We start from the raw sequence: 23418 nt of genomic DNA, 5'->3' as shown, positions 1-23418 counted from the left end.
AAAGTATTTTTTCTGCCCCCTCATGTTTTCTATTGACTTTGAGGCCATATAAGTGTAAGCTTTAGACAAGCATCCAGAAAATCGTGCCGGAAAAGGCATGATTTTTCTTTGGATTTTAATCTTACAAATGTAATAATAAGGAGGATAGTATATGAGAAACAGAACAACCGAAGGGCGCCGGATGTTCTTCATTCTTATTTTATGCGTAAGTTTGGCGGGGTGCGGGAAGCTTTTGGTGGATGACAATGTCAGGGGGCAGAAGAATGAGAAGGCTGAATTTCTCCCTGAAAACGTACTGGAAGAGTATAGGGAAATATACACAGAGGCAGAAAACGCAGATGAATGGATGGAGATAGGGACAAGAGAGAAGATGGCAGCGTGTATAGGAAGCGCAGGATTTGCAGTCGTGGATATGGAGAATCAGATCAATATGGAGAATCCGGAAATTATGGAAGAATTTTGTGAGAAGGCAGAGAATGGGGAGAAGGTGTCTGCTTTTTTGATCCAGATCCGGAAAAGCGGAGAACTGCTGCGTATAGATTTTGCCGCGGAGGAGAAAAAGCTTGAAGTGAGAAAGACAGCACTCGACTGGCAGGGGGAGAAGCCGGAGATAAAAGAAGCGGATTCTTATGAGGCGGCATTTTGGGCGTATACACAGAAGGGATATCTGCTCTATGAGAAAGATCTTCCGGAGGGGTATGACGGTCCCCTGGGACACGATGCGGTACGGATAAAGCCGCTGGATGAAAAATGCAGGGCATACGGTCTGAAATATCTGATGCCCATAGGATATAAGGGAAATAATATGTTCCTGACAGAATGGAGTGAGGAGGACTATGGGGAGCTGGATTTTTTTGATTTGTATGAGCCGCTGTATCAGTTGAAATATGGAGAGCTGTTGAATGTCTCACTGGATACCCGCAGGGTACCGGCGGAGTCATTGGAAAATGTGATTGTGTCTTATTTCAGGATACCGGCGGATGTGCTCAGGGAGAGGGAACCGTTTGACCGTGAGACAGAGGAATATTTATGGCATAAGAGGGGATGGTATGAGTATTCTTTCAGCGATATGCCATATCCTGAGGTGACAGCGTATCGGGAAAATGAGGACGGGACGCTGACGCTTGTGACGGACGCAGTATGGGCGGAAGAGAACCTGGACCGGGCCTATTCCCATGAAGTCACTGTGCGGCTGCTGGAAGACGGGCAGTGGCAGTATGTATCCAATCATATTCTTCCGTCAGAGGAGAATAGGATTCCCGCATATACGGCCAGGTTTACGGAGGAGGAATGGGAGAAGTATTATGGGGATGTGCAGAAGGGGCAGTAAAATGCAGCGGTCTTTTTGAACATGACAGATAGATGTCGCGTTTGCGTGCTATACTTGTAATATAGATGCAGAAAACAGAAAAAGGCAGCCGGACAACCGGCAGAACGCAGAAGCAGTCCAGGAGGAAAAGTTATGAAATATGATTGGAGAAAACAGGAAAAGAAATTATACAGCCCGGGGGAAATGCCGGAGGAAGTTTGTGTTCCGGCACAGAGATTCCTTATGATAAGCGGAAAAGGAAATCCGAACCATGAGGACTTTTCAAATCGTGTGGGAGCTCTTTATTCTCTGGCTTACAGTATAAAAATGCGGTATAAGGCAGAGCATAAAGGCATGGGAAACAGGGATGCAGATATGGAAGAATTTGCCGTATACCCGCTTGAGGGAGTCTGGGATATGGAGGAAGAGACGGGAGCGGACGCACATGTGCTGGAGGACAAGGAGCATTTGTGCTACACGATCATGATACGGCAGCCGGACTGCATTACAGAGGAGATGTATGAGGCGGCTCTTGCAGCGGTGAAAAAGAAGAAACCAAATCCGCTGCTGGATGAGATCACCTGGGAAATCTGTGAGGAGGGCAGGTGCGTACAGATCCTTCACACGGGTTTGTTTGATGATGAGCCGGAGTCTTTCCGAAAGATGGACCTTTTTCTGGAGGAAATGCATTTAAAAAGGCGCAGTAAGACACACAGGGAAATCTATTTGAAAGATATGAGCCGTACAGCGCCGGAAAAAATGAAAACAATTCTGCGGTATACGGTATAAATCAAAACCGTCTCATTGCATATTTATCCGGAAGCGGGTATCCTTAGAGCATAAAGGAGGTGTTTTATATGGCGAATGAAGACAAGAAGGATTTCAATGCCATGCTTCACAAAGACACAGATATGCCGAAGGTACAGATCGTGACGGATGAAAAAACCATACAGAAGTACGGAGGCAGCAGAATGTATTTTGCACCGCCGGTTCATTACGATGAAGTTATGAAACGGATACCGGAGGGAAGGCTGACCACAGTGGGGGAGATCCGCAGTTACTTTGCGAGGAGCAATGGTGCTGATTTTACAGACCCTATCACAGCCGGCATCTTCGTATCCATAGCGGCCTGGGCCAGCCATCAGAGAACAGAGGATATCACGCCTTACTGGCGGACTCTGAAGGCAGGCGGTGAACTGAATCCCAAGTATCCGGGAGGCGTGGAGGCACAGAAAATAAAACTGGAGGCGGAAGGGCATGTCATTGCCCGGAAGGGGAGAACGAACATAAAATATTATGTGAGAGACTTTGAAAAGTCATTGTTTCCCCTGACATAGAAGAATCGAAAGACGCACCCTCTGCGGTGCGTTTTTTGTGTTGACAAATCTCCGGAAGTGTATTATTATCAAAAATGAGAATATTATATAAATTGAAAACGTTAAGCCGCAGTATAGAATAACAGGAGGTGTGGCAAATGGAAGGAACAGAACTGGCGAAGATCGTCATGAATCCGGTGAGAATACGGATCGCCCAGTACCTCATTCTTCATGAGCAGGGGACGACAGCGCAGATTGGGGAGGAACTGAGTGATGTGCCGAAGGCCAGCCTGTACAGGCATATGAAAATGCTGGAGGACGCGGGCCTGATACAGGTGGTGCAGGAAAATAAAAAGCGGGGAACCGTGGAGAAGGTCTTTAGGCTCAATCAGGAGAATCCCATGGGCGGCAGAGAGCCGGGAAAAGAGGAGATAGCGCAGCTCATACACAGCTCTCTTCTTAGTATTATGGGAGAATTTCAGCGGTATCTGAAGCGGGAGGATGCGGACCCGCAGAAGGATATGGTATCACTGACATCCGTGGTTTTTCTCCTGTCAGACGAAGAATTTCAGGAGTTTTTCGGGAAACTGGGTGAGCTGTACAGCAGCGTCATGAATAACCAGCCGGATGGAAAAAGGAAGCCGAGAAAGCTCACCCTGATTTCATCCCCGGTAACAGAGGAAAAGAAAAAGTAAGAAGGCTCAGGCCGGGAGGAAAGAAAATGTTAGAGATCAGAAATTTTACAAAAACCTACAAAGGCGGAAAACGTGCAGTCAGCGGTCTGAATCTGCATGTGGAAGCCGGAGATATCTATGGATTTATCGGCCATAACGGAGCCGGCAAGAGTACCACTATAAAAGCAGTCGTAGGGGTTCTGGAGTTTGAGGAAGGGGAGATCCTCATTGACGGCAGGGATATCAGAAAGTCTCCGGTGGAGTGCAAGCAGATATTGGCATATATTCCGGATAATCCGGATCTGTACGAACACCTGACAGGCATCCAGTATCTGAATTTCATCGGTGATATCTACGGGGTCCCTGCAGCAGAGAGGAAGGAACTGATCCAGAAATACGGTGATATGCTGGAAATCACCAGCAGCCTGGGGGATTTGATCTCTTCCTACTCCCATGGTATGAAACAGAAGACTGCCATCATCTCCGCTCTGATCCACAAACCAAAGCTTATGGTACTGGATGAGCCTTTCGTAGGGCTTGACCCCAAGGCAACCCATACATTAAAGGAAGTCATGCATGAGATGTGTGAGAACGGCAGTGCCATCTTTTTCTCCACCCATGTCCTGGATGTGGCGGAAAAACTCTGTAATAAGATCGCTATCATCAAAAACGGAAATCTGATGGTTGCAGGCAGCACTGCCGAGCTGACCCAGGATGAATCTCTGGAAAGCCTGTTCCTGGAGGTGATCGACCATGACAAAGAGTAAATGCTGGCTGCTTTTTAAGACGCAGATGAGAAATGAGTTCGGAAGGAGCCTGAAGTCCAGAGGAAGAAAAATGACTTCCTTTGCCATTGGGATTGTCCTGCTCATGCTTGTCTTCTATGCCTATATGCTTTCCTACGGGTTGGGAAGCATGGGAATGGCTGAGGTGATCCCAAGCTACGGCCTTGCCATTACCGGGCTGATCACTCTGTTTTTTACGGCACTCAAGACAAACGGCGTACTGTTTGCCTATAAAGAATATGATATGGTGATGTCCCTGCCGGTTAAGACCAGCACGGTGATCGCCAGCCGGTTTATGACCATGTATGTCCTGAATCTGATGCTGACAGCCGTAATTCTGATTCCCATGGGGATTGGGTATGCGGTTTGGGCAGCACCGGGGATAATATTTTATCCGGAGTGGATACTGGGAATCCTGGCGGCTCCGCTGATCCCCACCACACTTGCGGCTCTTTTGGGAACGCTCATCATACTTTTTTCATCCAGGTTTAAGTATGCAAATGCCGTGGTCACGGTGGTTTCCGTGATCGGAACACTGGCAGTGCTGGTGCTGTCTGTGGGAATGGGACAGTTTGCAGAGACTATTGATATGCCTGAAATACATTCCATCAGTGAAATGATACTTACGCAGGTGCACAGGATCTACCCACCGGCAGCCCTGTTTTTCCAGGGCATAGCCAGGGGAAATGCGGCAGCCATGGCAGCTTTTCTGGCGGGGTCCCTGTTATGGTTTTATCTCTTTGTAAAGCTCATATCCCCGGTTTACAAAAAGCTGAACACCTCACTGGTGACATACCATACCCGTTCCAATTATAAACTGACGGAGCTGAAGGCATCATCTCAGATCCACGCCCTCTATAAAAAAGAGCTGAAACGCTTCTTTTCCTCCACGATCTACTGCCTGAATATGGGGATGGGGTGCCTGATGACTCTTGTTTTGGCCATTGCCCTGATCTTTGTAAGGTTTGACCAGCTTGACCAGATGACGGGAATTCCCAACATGGCAGAAATGGCAGCCAGGATTCTGCCCTTTGCCATCAGTGCCCTGATATCCATGAGCTGTACTACCTGTGTTTCCCTTTCACTGGAAGGGAAAAATCTATGGATACTGAAATCCATGCCCATTGAGGATATCACCATATGCAAGAGCAAGATCCTGATGAACCTTACGCTGCAGATTCCGGCAGCGCTTCTGGCAGCACTGATCATCAATATCCGCTTCCCCATGGTATTATCCATGAGGATACTGATGTTTGTCACCCCTGTGGTGTGCGCGCTTTTTAATTCCCTCTGGGGAATGTTCATAAATCTGAAGATGCCGGATTATAACTGGACATCTGAGACAGCACTGGTGAAGCAGAGCCTGCCGGCCATGGCGGGAACGCTGGGCGGCCTTGTGGGAGGCATGATCCCTATTCTGGCTGTTCTGGCACTGCATCAGATAGACGCAGGCCTGCTTACCGGTGTTATGACTGCGTTGATCCTGCTGGGAGCCTGGGGGCTCTGGGGACAGATCAGGAAAGCAAAGATTTAACGGTCATGCTTTTACATCTCTCTTTTTCAGCAGCAGAATGCTGATGCCGGAAAAGGCCAGGAAAAAGAGAAGGACGCTCAGGAAGAAGGAGAGGGAATGACCTGCCAGTGTATCTTCATTTTTATTGGAGTTCATTCCCATGAGCATCAGGGCATACGGCCAGTACAGACCAAGCCCCTTGTTGCTGATCACAAGTCCTGCCACGCCTCCTGCCAAGGCAATCCCGATGGGGACCGAGAAGCTTCGGATACACATGGAAAGCAGCAGCTGCAGAGCGCCGATCGCCATAGCCGCCAGAGTTCCGCGCAGGATCCAGACGAGGATTTGGGAGGGAACCCACCCGGCAAGCCCGATAAGTTTTCCGCAGAGAAGAAAGAGCACAGCCAGCCATATCTGGGTGATGAGTGTCACCTTAAAGATGACTGCCAGCTTGGAAAAGAAGATATTGGGAATGGAGACCGGCGCGGTCATAAGTACATTCCAGTTGTGATTCAGGTGTTCCAGACGCCAGAGATAGGAACAGTACAGGGCGATCAGGGGCGCATAGAAGAAACTGGCATAAAATAGGGAAAGCTGGGACCACAGGGAATACCATTTTCCGGTGAGGATGCCCAGGTTCTGCTGATAATTGAAGGTTCCCATAATAGCCGGAATGATGGGAATCAGAATACAGGCTGCCCATATAACAAAATGGCGCAGCTTTTTATTTTCCGCTTTGACGCACAATCGTAACATATCTTACACCTCCTTTTTTACAAAGACAGTCCGGCAGACCACAAAGAATAACAGGCCGAACAACATAAACAGCACAAAGGTTTCCGTCGGAAAGGGAATTCTGTAAAAAGACATCACACGGGTCTGGCTGTCGTAATCCATGCCGTAGGGGGAAAAGGCCGAGAAATACCCCCAGAGGATAAATCGTGCCGCTCTTGGCGGAAAAAACATGGAGAACAGCCCCAGAAACGATCCGATAAGCCCCACAAGCAGGGGTAAAATCTGGTTGGGCGACATCAGGGACAGAAAATGCTGCAGCGTCAGAAGTACAAGGCTCACCAGTGTGGTGGTTCCCACATGCAGAAATACCAGGGGCAGAGGCAGTTTCTGTGTAAAATGGCAGAACATGCCTATGAGGGGAACCAGGATTCCTTCGCCTATGGTGAAGATCAGCAGATATTTCAGTTCGTGGATGAATTTCCAGTCGTAAAAGCTGCTTCGCTTCTGAAGGGTGCAGAGCAGTTTCAGTGTATTTCCCTTGATCTCCATATCACACAGCCGGCTGGCAATAACGGCTGTCATAACCGGTACCAGCACTACATTCAGCAGCGGAAACTGATACAGGGTATAGGAATACCCCCTAGCCAGGTCTTCTGCGGATAAAGAGTGTTTCCCTATAAAAGCCCATAGAAACAGAATGACAAGAAAACCCAGGGGGACAATCCAGATTCTGCGGCGGCGCTGTTTTTGCTGTTCAGCAGTAAAGGAACTGCTGATACCACTTTTTATTTTACTCATAGACTGATGCTCCTTCCCGTAAGATTGAGGAAAATATCCTCCAGGCTTTTCTGCTGCTCCTCCAGACGAAGAATCCCCAGTTTGTTTTCAGACAGAATAGTTCCGGCGTGAAGAATATCCTCGTCTCTGTCAGATAAGAGATACAGATTCTCTTTTTCAATCTCCACCGGAAGTCCGGAATGCTTCAGGGACAGGAAGGACTGCCGGTCATCTGTGGTGCGCAGCTTCATGCGGGCCTTGCTGTGTTCATGGAGGCTGGCCAGTTTATCCTGAAAGACCAGGGAGCCTTTGCTGATGATACCCACATAGGTTGCCATCTGGTCAATTTCCGAGAGGAGATGGCTGGATACAAGGACGGTCATGCCGTAACGTGACGGGAGGGTACAGATCAGCTCACGCATCTCCTGGATGCCGGCCGGGTCAAGGCCGTTCGTGGGTTCATCCAGAAGCAGGATGCGGGGATGGCCCAGCAGGGCGGCTGCCAGTCCCAGACGCTGTTTCATGCCCAGGGAATACTGACCCACTTTTTTGTTCTGCTGTTTTTCCATGCGCACTGTCTGCAGAACCTCGTCGATGGCACTTTCCGGGACCTGTTTCAGAGTGCAGATGACCTGCAGATTTTCCCTGCCGCTCAGATGTCCGTAATAGGAAGGGGATTCTATGAGGGAGCCTGTATCCTTCAGGATTGAGAGGCGGTTCCTGCCGTTCACCGTTTTTCCAAGGACTGTTACCGTACCGGAAGTGGGCTTTGCCAGGCCCAAGATCATTTTCATGGTGGTGGATTTGCCGGCGCCGTTTGGGCCGAGGAATCCGTAGATACAGCCCCCGGGGACTTTTAAGTCCAGGTCTTTTACCACCTGTTTTTTACCATATTGTTTTGTAAGGGATGATGTTTCAATGACAATTCCCATATTTCTGCCTCCTTTTTATCTTTTCTGATTTCTGCATTCATGTTACAGCAGGGAACTTAATCAGGACTGAAGGCTGCCTTATTTTTACCTTAAATTTTCCGGTCTCTGTGGATATCAAGCGGGAAATGTTTTATCATAAAGGCAGAAGGAGGGAAGACGGATGAATTTATATGACTGTAAAATTTTATTGATAGATGACAACGCAGAGCTGGTATCCATGATCAGCGGAATCCTGACAAAGAGCGGGTTTGAGAACATATATACAGCAGGAAGCTGCAGCAGCGGGTTGGAGGTTTTCTTAAAGGAGGAGCCGCAGCTTGTGATCCTGGATATCATGCTTCCGGACGGGGACGGATTTACCCTGTTCCGCAGACTCAGGGAGCAGTCCCAGGTGCCTATTCTGTTTCTCTCCGCCAGGGATGAGGACAATGACCGCCTGTTCGGGCTGGGCCTGGGGGCGGATGATTATATCACCAAACCCTTTCTGCCTCAGGAACTGCTATTGAGGATACATGCCATCTTAAAGCGTGTCTATTTCTCTTCGGTACAGCTTCCGAAAGAGGAAAAGGTTCTGATTCTGGGAAAACGTGAAGTTTCTTTTGAAAATGCCCAGGTGACGGCAGAAGGAATAAGCGTCTCCCTCACGGCAAAGGAACTGCTTCTGCTGAAAAAGCTGAATCAGAATCGGGGGAAGATCGTTACATTTGACGCGATTTGCCAGGCTGTATGGGAAGATTCCTATTACGGATATGAAAATACGCTGATGGTGCATATCCGCCATCTGCGGGAGAAGATAGAGGAAGACCCGTCCCATCCTGTCTGGATACAGACAGCCAGGGGCCTTGGTTACAGGCTGAAAAAGGAGGAGGGGCAGAGATGAAAAGTCTATGGAAAATCAGCCGCAGGTATATCCTGACGGCTGTATTTATTACCGTGTTTGTCATTTTTGTCAATCTGGCAGTGTTTATATATATGGCATATACCAGTATAACAGAGGGGGAGAACCAAAACAGCGGAATGACCGTACGGCAGAATATGGAGAAGATAAGCAGCCGGATCCACAGGCAGGGGGAGGGTTACGGGCTGTCACAGGAGGGGTATGACATATTAAAAGAGACATCGTTTCAGTGGGCAATGCTTCTTGACCGGGACGGGAAAGCTGTGTGGGAGTATGCACTTCCGAAAGAAATACCAAGGCAGTTCGGCATACCGGATGTGGCCTCATTCAGCCGCTGGTATCTGGAAGATTATCCGGTCTATGTCTGGCGGCATGGGGACGGGCTTCTGGTATTTGGCTGCAGCAAGGGCAGCATTGTGAGGCTGAGCACAATCTGGGACGGCACGCTGATGAGAAATGCAAAATGGAATGCAGGGATATTCTGTATTTTGAATCTGCTGCTGCTCCTTTGCCTGGCACTGGCATTCGGGTACCGTTTTTACAAAGCCTTAAAACCTGTTGCGGGAGGGATTGAGGCGCTTTCCAAGAAAGAGAAGGTGGAGATTCCGGAAAAAGGGATGATTGATGAGCTGGCGGCGAAACTGAATCAGGCGTCAGAGATACTCTGTCTGCAGAACAGCAAGCTGGAGCAGAGGGACAATGCCAGAACGGATTGGATCGCAGGGGTTTCCCATGATATCAGGACACCGCTTGCACTGATCGTGGGTTATGCGGATGAACTGGAGAAGGAAGAAGGGCTGTCGGATGCGCAGCGGGAGAAAGCGGCTGTGATACAGCAGCAGAGCCTTGTGATACGGCAGCTCATATCAGACCTGAACCTGACCTCCAAGCTGGAGTACCATGCCCAGCCGCTGTCCGTCACAGAATATGCACCGGCAGAGCTATTGCGGGAATGTGCGGCGGATTATTATAATCAGGGACTGGATGATATATACGAGATAGAACTGCAGATCGGGCCAAAGGAGGAGCGCCTGCGGCTGACCGGAGACAGGGGGCTTCTCATGCGCGCCTTTCGGAATCTGGTGGGAAACAGCATCCGGCATAACCCGGGGGGATGTACCGTCTATGTGAAAATGAAAATTGCGGGGGACAGGGCCGGTATTTTATTTTCAGACAGCGGCCCCGGGATTCCGGAATCCATCCTCCGGGCGCTGAAACATCCGGATTCACCGGAAAGTTCCCGTGTGCATATTATGGGACTGCGCATTGTGAGACAGATTGTGGAGGCCCATAACGGCAGGGTGGAATTTGTGAAAAAGGAATGGGAAGAGGGGTATGCCGTGCGGATTTATCTGTAAGGTGCATCCTATGCTTCTTCTTTATCCTCTTTATCCCCGTTCTTCCGGCTGTCCGGGTAATTGTTCCCGTTGTTGTTGCCGCAGCTGACGCCCTTTTTTATGGGAGCTAACAGGAAACCTTTGATAATGCCCAGATAAAAGAAACAGAGAAGGATGAGGAGCTTCTCCGCAAGTGACCAGTCCCTTTTGAAAAATTCTTTGATTTTTTCTAACATGGCATCTCCTTTGCTGAGTTTTTTGTTGTGACAGGGTTTTTCTATTCATTATATAGCTTTGGGGACTGGAAGTACAGGACCTTGGACTTGAATTTTCCCTGTTTTACAGATGATTTGAATGAACATGTTTGATTTCGTGTGTAAAATTAAGGAGTTCTGTGTGATATTTACTTGCATTACAGATAAAATGAAAGAACATGCTGGGTTTCGTATGTAAAATTAAGGGGTTGGAGTGTGGTATTTACTTGCATTACAGATAAAATGAAAGAACATGCTGGGTTTCGTATGTAAAATTAAGGGGTTGGAGTGTGGTATTTACTTGCATTACAGATAAAATAAAAAAAACGCTGGATTTTATATGTAATCTTATGGATTTTACCGATTGCTGCTTCTGTTTTTACAGATAAATAATGGAAAAAAATATAAATTTATACGTACATCCCCCAATATAACGGGCAGGCATCCTTGCTTTGCAGCTCATCTGAAACGCTGGTGCATTCCGGATGATGTGTGAACACTAACTCCAAATGGTCTTCAAAATACTAAACGATCATCAAAACTTGATTTATAAATTTCGGCAGGTTATAATCATGATAAAATAAGCCTTTCAGGAGGATGAGCGTTGAATATCAATGAGATTGCAAAGTTGTCGGGGGTTTCCAGGGCCACGGTTTCCCGTTATCTCAATGACGGCTATGTAAGTGAAGAGAAAAAAGAAAAGATCAGGAAGGTGATTGAGGAGACAGGATATCAGCCCTCCAGCCAGGCACAGATGCTCCGCACGAAGAAGACCAGGCTTGTGGGCGTCATCCTTCCGAAAATCAATTCCGACACGGTGAGCCGCATGGTGGCAGGTATCAGTGACGTGCTGGCGAAGAACGGATATCAGCTTCTTCTGGCAAATACCAACAACAGTGTGGAGGAGGAACTGAAATACCTGAACCTGTTTAAAGATAACCAGGTGGACGGCATTGTGTTTATTGCCACTATATTTACCGCCAGGCATAAGAAGCTTCTGAAGGAGTGCAGGGTTCCGGTTGTGATCCTGGGACAGCATCTGGATGGCTATTCCTGTGTCTATCATGATGATTTCCATGCATCCAGGGAAGTGACACAGTTACTGCTGGAAAAGGGCAGGACCGTGGGCTTTATCGGTGTGACCACAAAGGATGAGGCTGCGGGACTCGGCAGGAAGAAGGGCTTTGAGGCAGCTATGAAAAAAGCGGGGAATGTCTGCAGGCCGGAGCAGATGGCTGAGGCAAAGTTCAGTATTGAATCCGGGTATGAGAAGATGAAAGAACTTCTGGAAGCTGTGCCTCAGGTAGATTCCGTCTTCTGTGCCACAGATAATATTGCCATCGGAGCTATGTCCTATTTAAAAGAAATTGGGAAATCGATTCCACAGGATATCCAGCTTGTCGGAATAGGTGACACACCGCTTGGCAAGCTTGTGACGCCCAGCCTGACAACCGTGCATTTTTATTATAAGACAAGCGGGATGGAGGCTGCGTCCATGCTGGTGGACATACTTGAGACAGACAGAACGGTGAACAAAGAGCTGAAGATGGGCTTTGAGGTGATCAGGAAGAACTCCACCCGTTAATGGGAGAAGCAGAAAAAGACAGCGAAAAACAGTAAATGGAACAAAGTGACCGGGATATCCCATATATGGGGTATTCCGGCTTTTTTCAATTTATTGGACGGGGAAAGCAGTCCTACAGGCTGGAGGAGGTTCTTTGGTAAAAATGCATGATTTTTGCCTTTCAGTTTTGTGAGGATTATCAATTTACAAAGACGGATATCTCGGATATAATGAAAACAAGATATGAGAACGATTCCATATAATAAAAGCATGAATACAAAAAGATGAATAAAAAAATACTAGATATGTATATGGGAACGATAACATGAAAAGGAGAGAAAAGGCATGGATTACAGAAGCATTGCACAGCAGATCTATGACAACATCGGCGGCAGGCAGAATATTGTATCCGCTGCACACTGCGCCACCAGGCTTCGTCTGGTTATCGGCGACAACGAAAAATGCAGCAAAGAGGCTCTGGAGAATGTGGAGGGAGTAAAGGGGGTTTTTGAGGCCTCCGGGCAGCTCCAGATCATTCTGGGAACGGGAACAGTGAACAAGGTCTATGATGAGTTCATTGCCATTGCCGGGATTTCCGCTGCCAGTAAAGAGGAAGTGAAGCAGGCGGCGGCTTCTAAACAGAATGTTTTCCAGCGGCTGATCAAAACCCTGGGGGATGTCTTTGTTCCCATTATTCCGGCCATTGTGGCCAGCGGTCTTTTGATGGGGCTTCTGGAAGGGCTTGGCAAAGTATTCCCGGCTATGACACAGTCGGGGACTTACACGATCATTCATCTGTTCAGCAATGCGGCCTTTGTATTTCTTCCAATCCTGATAGCGATCAGTGCGGCGAAGGTCTTCGGAGGCAACATTTTCCTTGGAGCTGTCATCGGTATGATCATGATCCATACCGATTTGATGAATGCCTGGTCTGTGGCCTCCGCGGAGACAATTCCGACAGCAGATGCCTGGTTTGGCCTGTATCAGATCAACCTGGTAGGATATCAGGGGCATGTGATTCCTGTGGTGATCGCCGTATGGTTTATGTCCATGCTGGAGAAGAAGCTGCATAAGATTGTCCCTGAGATCATTGACCTTTTCGTGACGCCCCTGGTGACCGTTCTGGCCACAGGATATCTGACGCTTACCGTGTTCGGTCCTGTCTTTTCCTGGATTGAGAACGGAGTTCTGGACGGTGTGCAGTTCCTGATCACGCTGCCTCTGGGCATTGGTTCCGCTCTGGCCGGCGCTGTATACGCGCCCACAGTGGTTGCAGGTGTGCACCACATGTATAACGCTCTGGAGGCCGGACTTTTAAGTTCAAAAGGGCTGAATATCTGGATGCCTATTGCCACAGCGGCCAATGTGGCACAGGGGGCCGCGGCTCTTGCCATGGCTCTCAAGACAAAGAACCAGAAGCTGAAAGCACTGGCACTTCCCTCCTCCCTCTCCGCTTTTTTGGGAATTACGGAGCCGGTCATCTTTGGTGTCAATCTGCGTTATATGAAGTGTTTTATCGCCGGATGCGTGGGCGGAGCTGTGGGCGGCCTGATGGCCGGACTTACCGGCGTGGGCGCCTCCGCATACGGGATTACAGGGCTGTTCGGTTATCTGATCACCACGGATTATACAGTACAGTATACTATGGTGGTTGCGGCTTCGGTGATAACAGCATTTGTGATTTCCTGGGTTTTATACAGAGAAGAACAGATACCCGCGGCAGAGAGTATAGAGCAGAAATCTGAGACAGAAAACAGCAGTGAGACGGAAAACAGCAGCGCACAGGCAGAATTTAGATGCGAAAAAAATACGGTTTACAGCCCGCTTAAAGGAAATGCAATTCCTCTGACAGAGGTAAAAGACTCCACATTTGCCGGTGAGATTCTGGGAAAAGGAATGGCTGTGATCCCGTCTGAGGGAACGGTATACGCACCTTTTGACGGTACTGTGGAGACTGTCTTTGATACAAAACACGCCGTGGGACTTACCAGCACAGATGGGGTAGAAATCCTGATTCATGTAGGAATCAACACTGTGGAGCTGGGCGGAAAATATTACGAAACTCATGTCAGTGAGGGCGATAGTGTACATGCTGGTCAGCCCCTTGTTACTTTCTCCATAGAGGATATTAAGAAGGCTGGATATGATATCACCACACCGGTTATTGTCACCAACACAGATGATTACCAGGAGGTTGTCATGGAGGCAGCCGGAGAGATTCAGGTACTTGACAGGGCAGTCACAGTAAAGTAGAGGCGGTAAGATATGAATGTGATGAGAGATACGCTGCTGCGGGAGATACGCCGCAGGGAGACGGAATATCAGAACCGGCCGGGCCCGGATAAGTGGAGGCTTCGCTTCCACATCATGCCCCCGGCAGGGTGGCTCAATGACCCGAACGGACTTTGTTTTTACAGGGGAAAATACCATTTCTTTTTCCAATATTCCCCTTTTGACCCGGAAGGCGGGCTGAAAGTGTGGGGAGAATATACCGGCACAGATCTGGTGCACTGGCAGTATGAGGGGACACCGCTTCTGCCGGACAGCCCCTGGGACTGCCATGGAGTATACTCCGGCTGCGCATTTACGGAGGACGGGCTGCTGGACATCTTTTACACGGGAAATGTAAAGCTGGATGGGGATTATGACTATGTGAACAGCGGCAGAGAGGCCAATACGATATATACATGCAGTGAGGATGGCATTCATTTCCGGGAAAAGGAATGTCTGCTGGAAATGAAAGACTACCCGACAGGATATACCAACCATATCCGTGACCCGAAAGTATGGAAAGCAGGGGATACCTGTTATATGGTACTGGGCGGCAGGAAAAAGGACAACCGGGGAGCCGTGCTCTTATATGCATCCAAAGATAAAAAACACTGGGAATTTGTAAGAGAAGTGACTACCAGGGAGCCTTTTGGTTACATGTGGGAGTGTCCGGATGCCTTCTGTCTGGATGGGCAGTGGCTGCTCTCTGTATCGCCCCAGGGGCTGAAAAGAGAAGAGTTTTGCCGGCAGAATATTTACCAGTCCGGATACTTTATACTACCTGAAAAATGGATGGAAGAAGGGGAGCCGAAAGAGTTCCGGGAATGGGATATGGGATTTGATTTTTATGCCCCACAGACATTCAGGGATGAAAAGGGAAGACGGATCCTTGTAGGCTGGGCTGGCCTGCCTGATATCAAAGAAGAATACAACAATCCAACGGTGGAACAGGGGTGGCAGCACGCCTTTACTATACCGAGGGAGCTTAAATGGAAGAATGGAAAAGTGTATCAGTATCCTGTGAAAGAGGCAGAAATGCTGCGGGAAAAAGAGCTTTTTTCAGGCAGCAGACAGGACCGGGATCCGGAAAAAACACAGGGGATTCTGGTTGAGGATTCCTGCTTTGACTGGGAAATCAAGGAGACAGATTCCAGATCTTTTATCATAATAATAGAAGAGGAATGTGTACTCAAATATGAGGACGGCGTCTTTTTCCTGTCTTTTGAAGGGGCCATGGGAGCCGGAAGAAAGGTACGAAAAGCGCTTGTACCAAAGCTTTACAGTATCCGTATCCTGGCGGATACCTCACTTATGGAAATCTACCTGAACGAGGGAGAATATGTATTCACCTCTAGATATTATACAGAAAGTGACGTAAGGCAGCTTTCGGTCCGGGGCCTGCAAAATGCGGGAAATATCTGGACGATGAAGAAGCAGACATGCTTAACGGGCTTATGATAAATGAAACAATAGGTGCATGTGCCATTTCACAATAATTATGGCTGACATGCAGCATCAAACCAAAGAAAAGGAGAAAAAAATATGGGATCTTTTCATTATGTAATCAAGGACGAAATCGGAATTCACGCAAGACCTGCAGGAATGCTGGCTAAGATGGCAAAAGGTTTTGACAGCGCTGTCACGATCACGAAAGGTGAGAAGACTGTGGATGCCTCAAAGCTCATGGCAGTTATGGGACTGGGAGTGAAAAAAGGCGATGAGATCGTCATTTCCACAGACAATACAGAGGATTTGGAAATACTCAAAAAGTTCTTTGAGGAGAACCTGTAAATAAAGGCGCAAAGCATAGGGAAAAGAAAGGAAAGCTATCATGGAGCAGTATACCGGAAAATCAATTTATAAAAGTGTTGCGATCGGTCCAGTTTATTTCTATTCCAGAGGTGAACAGCAGGTAAAACGCTGCAAAGCGGAGGACAGCCAGGCACAGCTTGAACGCTATGAAACAGCCAGAGACCGTGCGGTGGAGGAACTGCAGCAGCTTTACCAAAAGGCGCTGAAGGAAGTCGGGGAAGTCAATGCGGCGATTTTTGAGGTACATGCCATGATGCTGGAGGATGAGGATTACAATGATTCTGTAAAGAACATCATCTTTTCCCAGCAGGTCAACGCTGAGTATGCTGTGGCTGTGACCGGCGATAACTTTGCCCAGATGTTTGCTGAGATGGATGACGAATATTTCAAGGCAAGGGCAGCGGATGTAAAGGACATTTCCGAGCGTGTGGTGGGTATCCTGTCAAATAAAAGGGCAGGGAGCAGCATAGGCCGGGAGCCGGTCATTGTGATCGCAAAAGACCTGGCGCCCAGTGAGACCGTACAGATGGACAAATCCAGGCTGCTGGGATTTGTGACGGAACTGGGGTCTTCCAATTCCCACACGGCGATCCTTGCCAGGACTATGAATCTTCCCGCACTCATCGGCGTTCCGGTTAAGGAGGAGTGGAGCGGAAAACTGGCCATAGTGGATGGGTACCAGGGAATTCTCTACATTGATCCGGATGAGGAGACACTGGAAAAAATGCGGAAAAAACAGCAGGAGGACAGGGAGAGATCCAGACTTCTGCAGCAGTTAAAAGGCAGGCTGACCGTAACCCCGGACGGCAGAAAGATCAATCTCTACGCCAACATCGGCAGTGTATCGGATGTGGCGGCGGTACTGGAAAATGACGCGGAGGGTATCGGGCTTTTCCGAAGTGAATTCCTTTACCTGGAAAAGGATACATACCCCACTGAGGAGGAGCAGTTCCAGAGCTATAAGCTGGCAGCGGAAATGATGGCCGGAAAGAAAGTGATCATCAGGACGCTGGATATCGGTGCGGATAAGCAGGTAGAGTATTTCCATCTCGGGCAGGAGGAAAACCCTGCCATGGGTTACCGGGCCATCCGTATCTGTCTGGAGGAGCCGGAGGTGTTCAAGACCCAGCTTCGGGCTATTTTCCGGGCCAGTGCTTACGGAGAGATCGCGGTCATGTATCCCATGATCACCTCTGTGGAGGAAGTGCGCAGGATCAAGGCAATAGTAGAAGAAGTAAAAGAGGAGCTGGATGCCAGAAATATCCCCTACAAAAATGTGGAACAGGGAATCATGATCGAGACGCCCGCAGCAGCTGTCATCAGCGATATGCTGGCAAAAGAGGTGGACTTTTTCAGCATTGGGACGAATGATCTGAGTCAGTACACCATGGCGATCGACAGACAGAACGCAAGGCTTGACGCCTTTTATGACCCCCATCATCCGGCACTTCTGCGACTGATACGCATGGTCATTGATAATGGACATGCTCATGGATGCTGGGTCGGAATCTGTGGGGAACTGGGAGCAGACCTGTCCCTGACAAAAGAGTTTCTGCAGATGGGGATTGATGAACTTTCCGTAGCTCCCGGCATGGTGCTGCAGGTCCGTGAGGCAGTCAGAAAAGCAGAATGACAGGCCCATAATACAGCAGGGGAGCTAAGAAAATATATGAGAATGTGGAGGCGCATATGGTCCGGGACTGTATGCGCCTTTAATTTATTGCAGGGCATCTTGACACCTGTTTGCCCGAGTGCTACACTAAAGTTCCTTTCCCGGTAAAGGGAAGGCTCTGCCACGGGTTTCCCCGGCAAAATCCAGGGATATCGTGGCTTGCCAAAACCAGGAGGAAAAACAAAATGATCGAAGTGCAGCACCTGTGCAAGACGTTCCGTGTGGCAAGACGCGGAGCCGGTTTTGGGCAGGCAGTGAAGACTCTGTTCCATCGGGAATACGAGGAAGTGAAAGCGCTGGATGACGTCTCCTTTTCCATCGGCGAGGGAGAAATGGTTGGGTATATTGGACCAAACGGCGCGGGAAAGTCATCCACCATCAAAATCCTCAGCGGAATCCTCACACCGGACAGCGGTGTGTGCAGCATCAACGGGAGGATTCCATGGAAGAACCGGACTGCCCATGTAAAGGATATCGGGGTTGTCTTCGGGCAGCGGACGCAGCTTTGGTGGGACGTGCCGGTTATTGATTCTTATGAGCTTCTGAAAGATATTTACAGTATATCCGAAGATACATATCAGGCCAATCTGGAGGAGCTTACATCTCTGCTGAATTTGTCGGAACTATTGAAAACACCGGCCAGACAGTTGTCACTTGGCCAGAGAATGCGCTGTGAGATCGCGGCGTCTCTGCTTCACAGCCCTAAAATCCTGTTTCTGGATGAGCCAACTATTGGTTTGGACGCAGTTTCAAAACTGGCAGTACGGGATTTCATCGTCAAATGCAATGAAAAATACCGAACAACCGTGATACTGACCACCCACGACATGCAGGACATTGAGGCGCTGACAGACAGGATCATTCTCATCGGAAAGGGAAAAATCCTGCTGGATGGTACGCTGGATGACATACCGGGGGCGGACAGGGGGCTGGACCAGGCAGTGGCGGATCTGTACCGTCGTTTCCGGATATAAGGGGGCGGTGTGTATGAGAAAATATCTGTCCTTTTTCAGAATCCGTTTCTCCATGGGCCTTCAGTACCGGGCAGCGGCGGCAGCGGGGATCGTGACGCAGTTTGTGTGGGGAGGGATGGAGGTGCTGGTGTTTCGGGCCTTTTACCGGGCAGACCCGGGAGCATTTCCCATGACACTGCAGGCGACCTGTTCCTACATATGGCTTCAGCAGGCTTTTCTGGCCCTGTTCATGGCCTGGCTTATGGAGAATGAGATTTTTGACTGCATTAAAAACGGAAATGTGTCCTACGAAATGTGCCGTCCCATGGATATCTATACCATGTGGTTTACAAGGAGTGCTGCCAACCGGATATCCAAGGCTGTTCTGCGGTGTATGCCAATCCTTTTGGCTGCGGGATTCCTGCCTGCCCCTTATGGAATGACACTGCCGGTCTCCCCAAAAGCAGCGGTTCTGTTTTTGACGGGAATGCTTCTGGGCTTTTTGGTGGTTGTAGCTTTTTGTATGTTAGTCTATGTGGTCACATTTTTTACGATTTCACCGGACGGAGTACGGATGGTGGCTGTCTCCGCAGTAGAGCTGCTGGCGGGGAGCATCATTCCCCTTCCGTTTTTTCCTGACTCTGTGAGAACGGTTCTGGAGCTTCTGCCTTTTGCCTCCATGCAGAATGTGCCGCTGCGCATTTACAGCGGCGATCTGGCAGGCGAAGCCGCGGTTTTGGCGCTGGCGCTGCAGGTGTTCTGGCTGGCAGTTCTGGTCCTCTTAGGCAAACTTCTGATGCGCAGGGCAGAGAAGAAGATCACAGTGCAGGGAGGATGAGAGGATGGGATATCTACGGTTATATAAGAAGTATATGCAGATTCAGATACAGAGTATGATGCAGTATAAAGCGTCCTTCTGCCTGACGGCTGTGGGGCAGTTTCTGGTGTCCTTTAATGTGTTTCTGGGCGTGTATTTTATGTTTCAGAGGTTTCATGAGGTGGAGGGATTTACATACAGTCAGGTGCTTCTGTGCTTTGCTGTCACATTGATGGAATTTTCCCTGGCGGAGGCATTTGCCAGAGGGTTTGATACGTTTTCTTCCATTATCAGCAATGGGGAATTTGACAGGATCATGGTGCGTCCGAGGAATGAAATATTTCAGGTGCTGGCAAGTAAGATCGAGCTTACCAGAATCGGAAGAATGCTGCAGGCTGTGGTGATGTTTGCCTATGGAATTGCCAAAAGCCATGTGGAATGGACCTGGGATAAAGTGCTGACTGTGGTGTTTATGCTGCTTGGCGGAACTGCTGTCTTTACAGGGATATTTCTGGTATATGCTGCGATCTGCTTTTTTACCATTGAAGGGCTGGAATTCATGAATGTGCTTACGGACGGGGCGCGTGAGTATGGGAAATATCCGGTTGCCATTTATGGGAAAAGGGTGCTGCAGTTCTGTACTTTTGTTGTGCCCTATGCACTGATTCAGTATTATCCGATCTGCTATATCCTTGACAAGGACAGCAGGGGATTTTACATGTTTCTGCCGCTTTTGGGAGGCGTATTTTTGCTGCCGTGCTTCGGGCTGTGGAAACTGGGGGTGAGGCATTATAAATCGGTTGGAAGCTGAGAATAAAACGAACCCCTCCCGGCAGCATGGGATGCTGTGCCAGGAGGGGCAGTGATGCAGCTTAAATATCTCCGACGATATCCTGCAGCGCCTCTAAAAAGCGAAGCGCCAGCTTGCTGATCATCATATGTTCATTGCGTATCTGTCCCACAGTAAGTTTTTCCTGGCCGTATATGGGAATATAGACCCAGCTCTCATCATGCAGGGTGCCAGGATAAGGGCCTGCTGTGATACAGTAGGCGTCACTGTTAAGCATCAGACTGGTGGCGCTGGACCGGTCTGACACGATCAGATGTTTTTTGATGTGAAAGGGCTCCAGTATAATTTCCGACATGGAATAAGTATTACTGTGGCTCTGATTATAGGAAAGAAAAGGATACGGAGCCAGATCCGGCAGGGTAAGGCCCGTCCTCTTTCCCAGGGGATGATCTCTCCGCATACAGGCATAAGGCAATGTTTCAAATATGGGTTCAAAGATCAGATGCGCCTCTTTGAGGACACGTCTTATGACCGTGCTGTTTAACGGGCTCAGATACAAAAGCCCCACCTCACTTTTCAATGAATGTACATTATCAATGATGTCCTGAGTCTGTGTCTCAATGTACATAAATTCATATAATTCGTCTTTTACGGAATCAACTACCTTTGAAAACGCCTCAGAGGCAAAGGGATAGTGCTGGGAACTGACCGTAAAATAGTGTTTGTTCACACTTCCGATCTCGTATCTCTTTTCCAATGTATCCATCTGCTGAAGTACCTGTCTGGCATAAGCCAGAAACTCAGTGCCTTCGTCTGTAAACAATACACCCCGGGGTGTGCGGACAAATAATGATTTTTGAATTTCTTTCTCCAATTCGGCAATGGCCTTTGAGAGGCTGGGCTGGGCAATATATAATTCCCGGGCGGCTTTGCTCAGCGAGCCGCATTCGGCTATAGAAGCCACATATCTTAATTGTTGTAGTGTCATAGAAACCTTCCTTCAGCATATCGCTGATAATATCACGAAAAATACACACTCTAAACACAAGATGACTGTAAACTTGATGGATTGGAAATTAGTTTGAATCATTCTATCATAGAGTACCTATAGTTTCAAGTTATGGCTGGTAAATCCTTTTAACTATTTGAATTTTTATTAGTTTCATTTTATCATAAGTTTAATCAGAAAAACATAAAACTATTTCAAAAAACAAAAAAATATTTCATAGAATCACAAAAGTGAAACAAAGTTCTTATGAAAGAAGGGTGTCCGGAAACTTTTCTATTATGAGAATGGAAGAGTTTATGTTTTTTTGCACCGGTTGTGTAAACAGAATCACAATGTTATATCAGCGCTGATATAGTATAACGGCAAGGGCTCACCGTGAAGGTGTTTGACAAAAGTAGGGAGGTAAAAGATGAAGAATGTAGAAACAAAAAAACACAAAAAGGGTTCGATCAACAGTCTGGCGTTCTGGCCCGCTTTTGCAGGCTTAATACTATTACTGCTTATAGGAATCTTTTTTAAAGAACAGTTAGCTTCTGTTCTGAATACCATGCTGTACAGTATGGCGGATAAAATAGGGTGGGTCATTAACCTGTTCGCCCTGGTATGTTTTTTGATCGTCATGTATATCATGATAAGTAAATTTGGCGATATCAAGATCGGAGGAAAAGACGCGAAGCCGGAATTTACCAAATTTCACTGGATCGCCATGACTATCTGCGGAAGCATTGGCACAGGGCTGTTGTTCTGGGCCATGGGAGAACCGCTTTATAACTTTTTTGAGCCGCCGGCATATGCCGGCTGCCAGCCTGGAACTCGTGATGCTGCGATCTTCTCGATCTCTCAGGTTATGTGGCAGTGGTCTTTTGTTGAATTTGCGCTGTATGGAGCCTGTTCTGTGGCCTTTACGGTTGCTGTTTACAACCGCCGTAAAAAACTTCAGTTCAACTCCGTATTAGACCCGGTTTTCGGCCGCCGTCAATGGCTGGAGACACTGATTCACGGAGTCATGATATTTGCCATGGTCGGAGGATGCGCTAACTCCATGGGTGTTGGTCTGATGCAGATCGGTGCCGGACTGGAATCTGCATTTGGAATCAGCCAGTCAAATTTTGTGTATTTTTTAGTAGCTGCCTTTATCGGTGTGATGTTTGTCATTATGAGTGTTTCCGGTATTCATAAAGGACTGAAATATGTATCTACAATCACATTTTTCATTTTCTGCGCCCTGCTGGTTTATGTATTTATCTGTGGTGATACTGCATTTATCGGCAAACTTACCACAGAGTCCTTTGGTAAGATACTGGATAACTGGGGGTCTAAGACGTTAGTCAACAATACCCTTTCAGATGATACCTGGTATGCCAACTGGATCGTCCAGTATTGGTCTTCCTTTATTTTGTACTGCCCGGTATTTGGTATGTTTTTCTGCAGGATGGCAAAAGGACGTACCCTTCGGGAGTTCCTGGTAGTCAATGTTATTATCCCTGCGATCTTCTGTATCACCTGGATAGGTATCTTCGGCGGACAGACCATCAGTCTGCAGACCAGCGGTACCATGGATGTATGGGGGATGGTGCAGGATTACGGAATGCAGGCAACGGTATTCCAGATCATCAAGTCACTGCCGATTGGAAATATCGTGCAGATTGTATTTATCATAGCGATCATTGGATCCTTCACAACAATGGCAGATCCCATTGCTTCCGTGCTTGCCACCATGTCTGTACATAATCTGACCGTGGATGATGAAGCACCGAAAAAATTCAAGATCATCATGGGTCTGCTGATCACAGCTACCGCCTATACAACCGTTGCAACAGATGGTGTCAATGCGGTAAAAGCCATGTATGTTATCCTGGGGGCGCCGATTATGCTGATTGTGGGAATCTGTATTTTTTCCTTCTTTAAGCAGGCAAAAGAGATCCAAAAATATCCCAATGACATGCTGCCGGAATCAGAAAAAAGTGATGAAGAATAAAAATAGTATGAGAAAAGAGAGG

General features: G+C 48.1%; 22 protein-coding genes. 17 read left to right on the top strand and 5 right to left on the bottom strand.

The annotated features are described in order from the left end of the window. Nucleotides 1-151: 151 nt before the first annotated feature. From V8Q34_RS20630 to V8Q34_RS20605, 6 genes are all read left to right on the top strand, one after another. The gene (locus V8Q34_RS20630; RefSeq protein WP_103731876.1) at nt 152-1330 is read left to right on the top strand and encodes a DUF6070 family protein; all 1179 of its coding nucleotides are present in this window, start codon (nt 152-154) and stop codon (nt 1328-1330) included. 132 nt (nt 1331-1462) lie between these two features. Beyond that, a complete protein-coding gene (locus V8Q34_RS20625) occupies nt 1463-2098 on the top strand; it encodes a GyrI-like domain-containing protein (RefSeq protein ID WP_227211897.1) in 636 nt (211 codons plus the stop codon). Between the two features lie 68 nt (nt 2099-2166). Beyond that, nucleotides 2167-2646, top strand: a complete 480-nt coding sequence (locus tag V8Q34_RS20620) for an MGMT family protein (protein WP_227211899.1) — start codon at nt 2167-2169, stop codon at nt 2644-2646. Nucleotides 2647-2783: 137 nt separating this feature from the next. After that, nucleotides 2784-3320, top strand: a complete 537-nt coding sequence (locus tag V8Q34_RS20615) for a helix-turn-helix domain-containing protein (protein WP_335836232.1) — start codon at nt 2784-2786, stop codon at nt 3318-3320. Nucleotides 3321-3346: 26 nt separating this feature from the next. Then, complete coding sequence (locus tag V8Q34_RS20610) at nt 3347-4066, top strand: ABC transporter ATP-binding protein (protein WP_103732557.1); 720 nt, start codon at nt 3347-3349, stop codon at nt 4064-4066. Continuing rightward, nucleotides 4053-5618 (top strand): hypothetical protein, encoded by a 1566-nt coding sequence (locus V8Q34_RS20605; protein ID WP_335836231.1) that lies wholly within the window; start codon nt 4053-4055, stop codon nt 5616-5618. Before V8Q34_RS20610 ends, V8Q34_RS20605 begins: the two co-directional genes overlap by 14 nt. Nucleotides 5619-5621: 3 nt before the next feature. Here V8Q34_RS20605 and V8Q34_RS20600 read toward each other — a convergent pair whose 3' ends face one another. From V8Q34_RS20600 to V8Q34_RS20590, 3 genes are read right to left on the bottom strand one after another with little or no spacing between them, the layout of a single operon-like run. Next, the gene (locus tag V8Q34_RS20600) at nt 5622-6353 is read right to left on the bottom strand and encodes an ABC transporter permease (protein WP_335836230.1); all 732 of its coding nucleotides are present in this window, start codon (nt 6351-6353) and stop codon (nt 5622-5624) included. Between the two features lie 3 nt (nt 6354-6356). After that, the gene (locus tag V8Q34_RS20595; protein ID WP_335836229.1) at nt 6357-7130 is read right to left on the bottom strand and encodes an ABC transporter permease; all 774 of its coding nucleotides are present in this window, start codon (nt 7128-7130) and stop codon (nt 6357-6359) included. Next, nucleotides 7127-8041 carry an ABC transporter ATP-binding protein gene (locus V8Q34_RS20590; protein WP_227211908.1) on the bottom strand — a complete coding sequence of 305 codons (915 nt, stop codon included), beginning with the start codon at nt 8039-8041 and terminating at the stop codon, nt 7127-7129. Before V8Q34_RS20590 ends, V8Q34_RS20595 begins: the two co-directional genes overlap by 4 nt. 160 nt (nt 8042-8201) lie before the next feature. Between V8Q34_RS20590 and V8Q34_RS20585 the strand changes: the two genes are divergently transcribed. Continuing rightward, nucleotides 8202-8921 (top strand): response regulator transcription factor, encoded by a 720-nt coding sequence (locus V8Q34_RS20585; RefSeq protein WP_335836228.1) that lies wholly within the window; start codon nt 8202-8204, stop codon nt 8919-8921. Beyond that, nucleotides 8918-10297: a sensor histidine kinase gene (locus tag V8Q34_RS20580; RefSeq protein WP_227211909.1), complete on the top strand. Its 1380-nt coding sequence runs from the start codon at nt 8918-8920 to the stop codon at nt 10295-10297. Before V8Q34_RS20585 ends, V8Q34_RS20580 begins: the two co-directional genes overlap by 4 nt. 8 nt (nt 10298-10305) lie before the next feature. Here the strand turns inward: V8Q34_RS20580 and V8Q34_RS20575 are convergent, their stop codons facing one another. Beyond that, a complete protein-coding gene (locus V8Q34_RS20575; RefSeq protein WP_227211911.1) occupies nt 10306-10512 on the bottom strand; it encodes a hypothetical protein in 207 nt (68 codons plus the stop codon). 622 nt (nt 10513-11134) lie between these two features. Between V8Q34_RS20575 and V8Q34_RS20570 the strand changes: the two genes are divergently transcribed. The 8 genes from V8Q34_RS20570 to V8Q34_RS20535 all read left to right on the top strand — a co-directional run bounded on the left by V8Q34_RS20570 (nt 11135) and on the right by V8Q34_RS20535 (nt 20430). Next, nucleotides 11135-12115, top strand: a complete 981-nt coding sequence (locus V8Q34_RS20570) for a LacI family DNA-binding transcriptional regulator (RefSeq protein ID WP_033142194.1) — start codon at nt 11135-11137, stop codon at nt 12113-12115. A gap of 324 nt (nt 12116-12439) precedes the next feature. After that, nucleotides 12440-14347, top strand: coding sequence for a PTS beta-glucoside transporter subunit IIBCA (locus tag V8Q34_RS20565; protein ID WP_298078072.1), 1908 nt, complete (start codon nt 12440-12442; stop codon nt 14345-14347). Between the two features lie 12 nt (nt 14348-14359). Beyond that, nucleotides 14360-15823, top strand: coding sequence for a glycoside hydrolase family 32 protein (locus V8Q34_RS20560; protein ID WP_335836227.1), 1464 nt, complete (start codon nt 14360-14362; stop codon nt 15821-15823). 84 nt (nt 15824-15907) lie between these two features. Next, entirely contained in the window at nt 15908-16156 is a 249-nt protein-coding gene (locus V8Q34_RS20555) for an HPr family phosphocarrier protein (RefSeq protein WP_033142191.1), read from the top strand. A gap of 40 nt (nt 16157-16196) precedes the next feature. Further along, nucleotides 16197-17810: a phosphoenolpyruvate--protein phosphotransferase gene (ptsP, locus tag V8Q34_RS20550; RefSeq protein ID WP_256138988.1), complete on the top strand. Its 1614-nt coding sequence runs from the start codon at nt 16197-16199 to the stop codon at nt 17808-17810. Between the two features lie 224 nt (nt 17811-18034). Next, nucleotides 18035-18823 (top strand): ABC transporter ATP-binding protein, encoded by a 789-nt coding sequence (locus V8Q34_RS20545; RefSeq protein WP_033142189.1) that lies wholly within the window; start codon nt 18035-18037, stop codon nt 18821-18823. A 13-nt stretch (nt 18824-18836) separates the two neighbouring features. Next, nucleotides 18837-19640 (top strand): ABC transporter permease, encoded by an 804-nt coding sequence (locus tag V8Q34_RS20540; protein WP_103732835.1) that lies wholly within the window; start codon nt 18837-18839, stop codon nt 19638-19640. A gap of 4 nt (nt 19641-19644) precedes the next feature. Then, nucleotides 19645-20430: an ABC transporter permease gene (locus V8Q34_RS20535; RefSeq protein ID WP_335836226.1), complete on the top strand. Its 786-nt coding sequence runs from the start codon at nt 19645-19647 to the stop codon at nt 20428-20430. Nucleotides 20431-20491: 61 nt separating this feature from the next. On the opposite strand, the gene V8Q34_RS20530 is transcribed toward V8Q34_RS20535, so the two are convergent. Then, nucleotides 20492-21397 carry a LysR family transcriptional regulator gene (locus tag V8Q34_RS20530; RefSeq protein WP_033142186.1) on the bottom strand — a complete coding sequence of 302 codons (906 nt, stop codon included), beginning with the start codon at nt 21395-21397 and terminating at the stop codon, nt 20492-20494. Between the two features lie 430 nt (nt 21398-21827). On the opposite strand from V8Q34_RS20530, the gene V8Q34_RS20525 reads away from it, so the two are divergent. Beyond that, on the top strand, nt 21828-23396 hold the full coding sequence (locus V8Q34_RS20525; RefSeq protein WP_052099565.1) for a BCCT family transporter: 1569 nt from the start codon (nt 21828-21830) through the stop codon (nt 23394-23396). The last annotated feature ends 22 nt before the right edge of the window (nt 23397-23418 follow it).

It is taken from the genome of Blautia sp. JLR.GB0024 (genome assembly GCF_037000545.1).
Lineage (GTDB): Bacteria > Bacillota > Clostridia > Lachnospirales > Lachnospiraceae > Blautia > Blautia celeris.
Note: the sequence above shows the minus strand (reverse complement) of the source record. Positions and strands in the feature narration are given on the sequence as shown.

Coding starts and splice junctions, on each gene's coding strand:
- V8Q34_RS20595 (WP_335836229.1), bottom strand. CDS start 7,130: ATGAGTAAAATAAAAAGTGGTATCAGCAGTTCCTTTACTGCTGAACAG.
- V8Q34_RS20585 (WP_335836228.1), top strand. CDS start 8,202: ATGAATTTATATGACTGTAAAATTTTATTGATAGATGACAACGCAGAG.
- V8Q34_RS20620 (WP_227211899.1), top strand. CDS start 2,167: ATGGCGAATGAAGACAAGAAGGATTTCAATGCCATGCTTCACAAAGAC.
- V8Q34_RS20630 (WP_103731876.1), top strand. CDS start 152: ATGAGAAACAGAACAACCGAAGGGCGCCGGATGTTCTTCATTCTTATT.
- V8Q34_RS20535 (WP_335836226.1), top strand. CDS start 19,645: ATGGGATATCTACGGTTATATAAGAAGTATATGCAGATTCAGATACAG.
- ptsP (WP_256138988.1), top strand. CDS start 16,197: ATGGAGCAGTATACCGGAAAATCAATTTATAAAAGTGTTGCGATCGGT.
- V8Q34_RS20580 (WP_227211909.1), top strand. CDS start 8,918: ATGAAAAGTCTATGGAAAATCAGCCGCAGGTATATCCTGACGGCTGTA.
- V8Q34_RS20530 (WP_033142186.1), bottom strand. CDS start 21,397: ATGACACTACAACAATTAAGATATGTGGCTTCTATAGCCGAATGCGGC.
- V8Q34_RS20575 (WP_227211911.1), bottom strand. CDS start 10,512: ATGTTAGAAAAAATCAAAGAATTTTTCAAAAGGGACTGGTCACTTGCG.
- V8Q34_RS20625 (WP_227211897.1), top strand. CDS start 1,463: ATGAAATATGATTGGAGAAAACAGGAAAAGAAATTATACAGCCCGGGG.
- V8Q34_RS20565 (WP_298078072.1), top strand. CDS start 12,440: ATGGATTACAGAAGCATTGCACAGCAGATCTATGACAACATCGGCGGC.
- V8Q34_RS20605 (WP_335836231.1), top strand. CDS start 4,053: ATGACAAAGAGTAAATGCTGGCTGCTTTTTAAGACGCAGATGAGAAAT.
- V8Q34_RS20545 (WP_033142189.1), top strand. CDS start 18,035: ATGATCGAAGTGCAGCACCTGTGCAAGACGTTCCGTGTGGCAAGACGC.
- V8Q34_RS20540 (WP_103732835.1), top strand. CDS start 18,837: ATGAGAAAATATCTGTCCTTTTTCAGAATCCGTTTCTCCATGGGCCTT.
- V8Q34_RS20615 (WP_335836232.1), top strand. CDS start 2,784: ATGGAAGGAACAGAACTGGCGAAGATCGTCATGAATCCGGTGAGAATA.
- V8Q34_RS20590 (WP_227211908.1), bottom strand. CDS start 8,041: ATGGGAATTGTCATTGAAACATCATCCCTTACAAAACAATATGGTAAA.
- V8Q34_RS20610 (WP_103732557.1), top strand. CDS start 3,347: ATGTTAGAGATCAGAAATTTTACAAAAACCTACAAAGGCGGAAAACGT.
- V8Q34_RS20600 (WP_335836230.1), bottom strand. CDS start 6,353: ATGTTACGATTGTGCGTCAAAGCGGAAAATAAAAAGCTGCGCCATTTT.
- V8Q34_RS20555 (WP_033142191.1), top strand. CDS start 15,908: ATGGGATCTTTTCATTATGTAATCAAGGACGAAATCGGAATTCACGCA.
- V8Q34_RS20525 (WP_052099565.1), top strand. CDS start 21,828: ATGAAGAATGTAGAAACAAAAAAACACAAAAAGGGTTCGATCAACAGT.
- V8Q34_RS20560 (WP_335836227.1), top strand. CDS start 14,360: ATGAATGTGATGAGAGATACGCTGCTGCGGGAGATACGCCGCAGGGAG.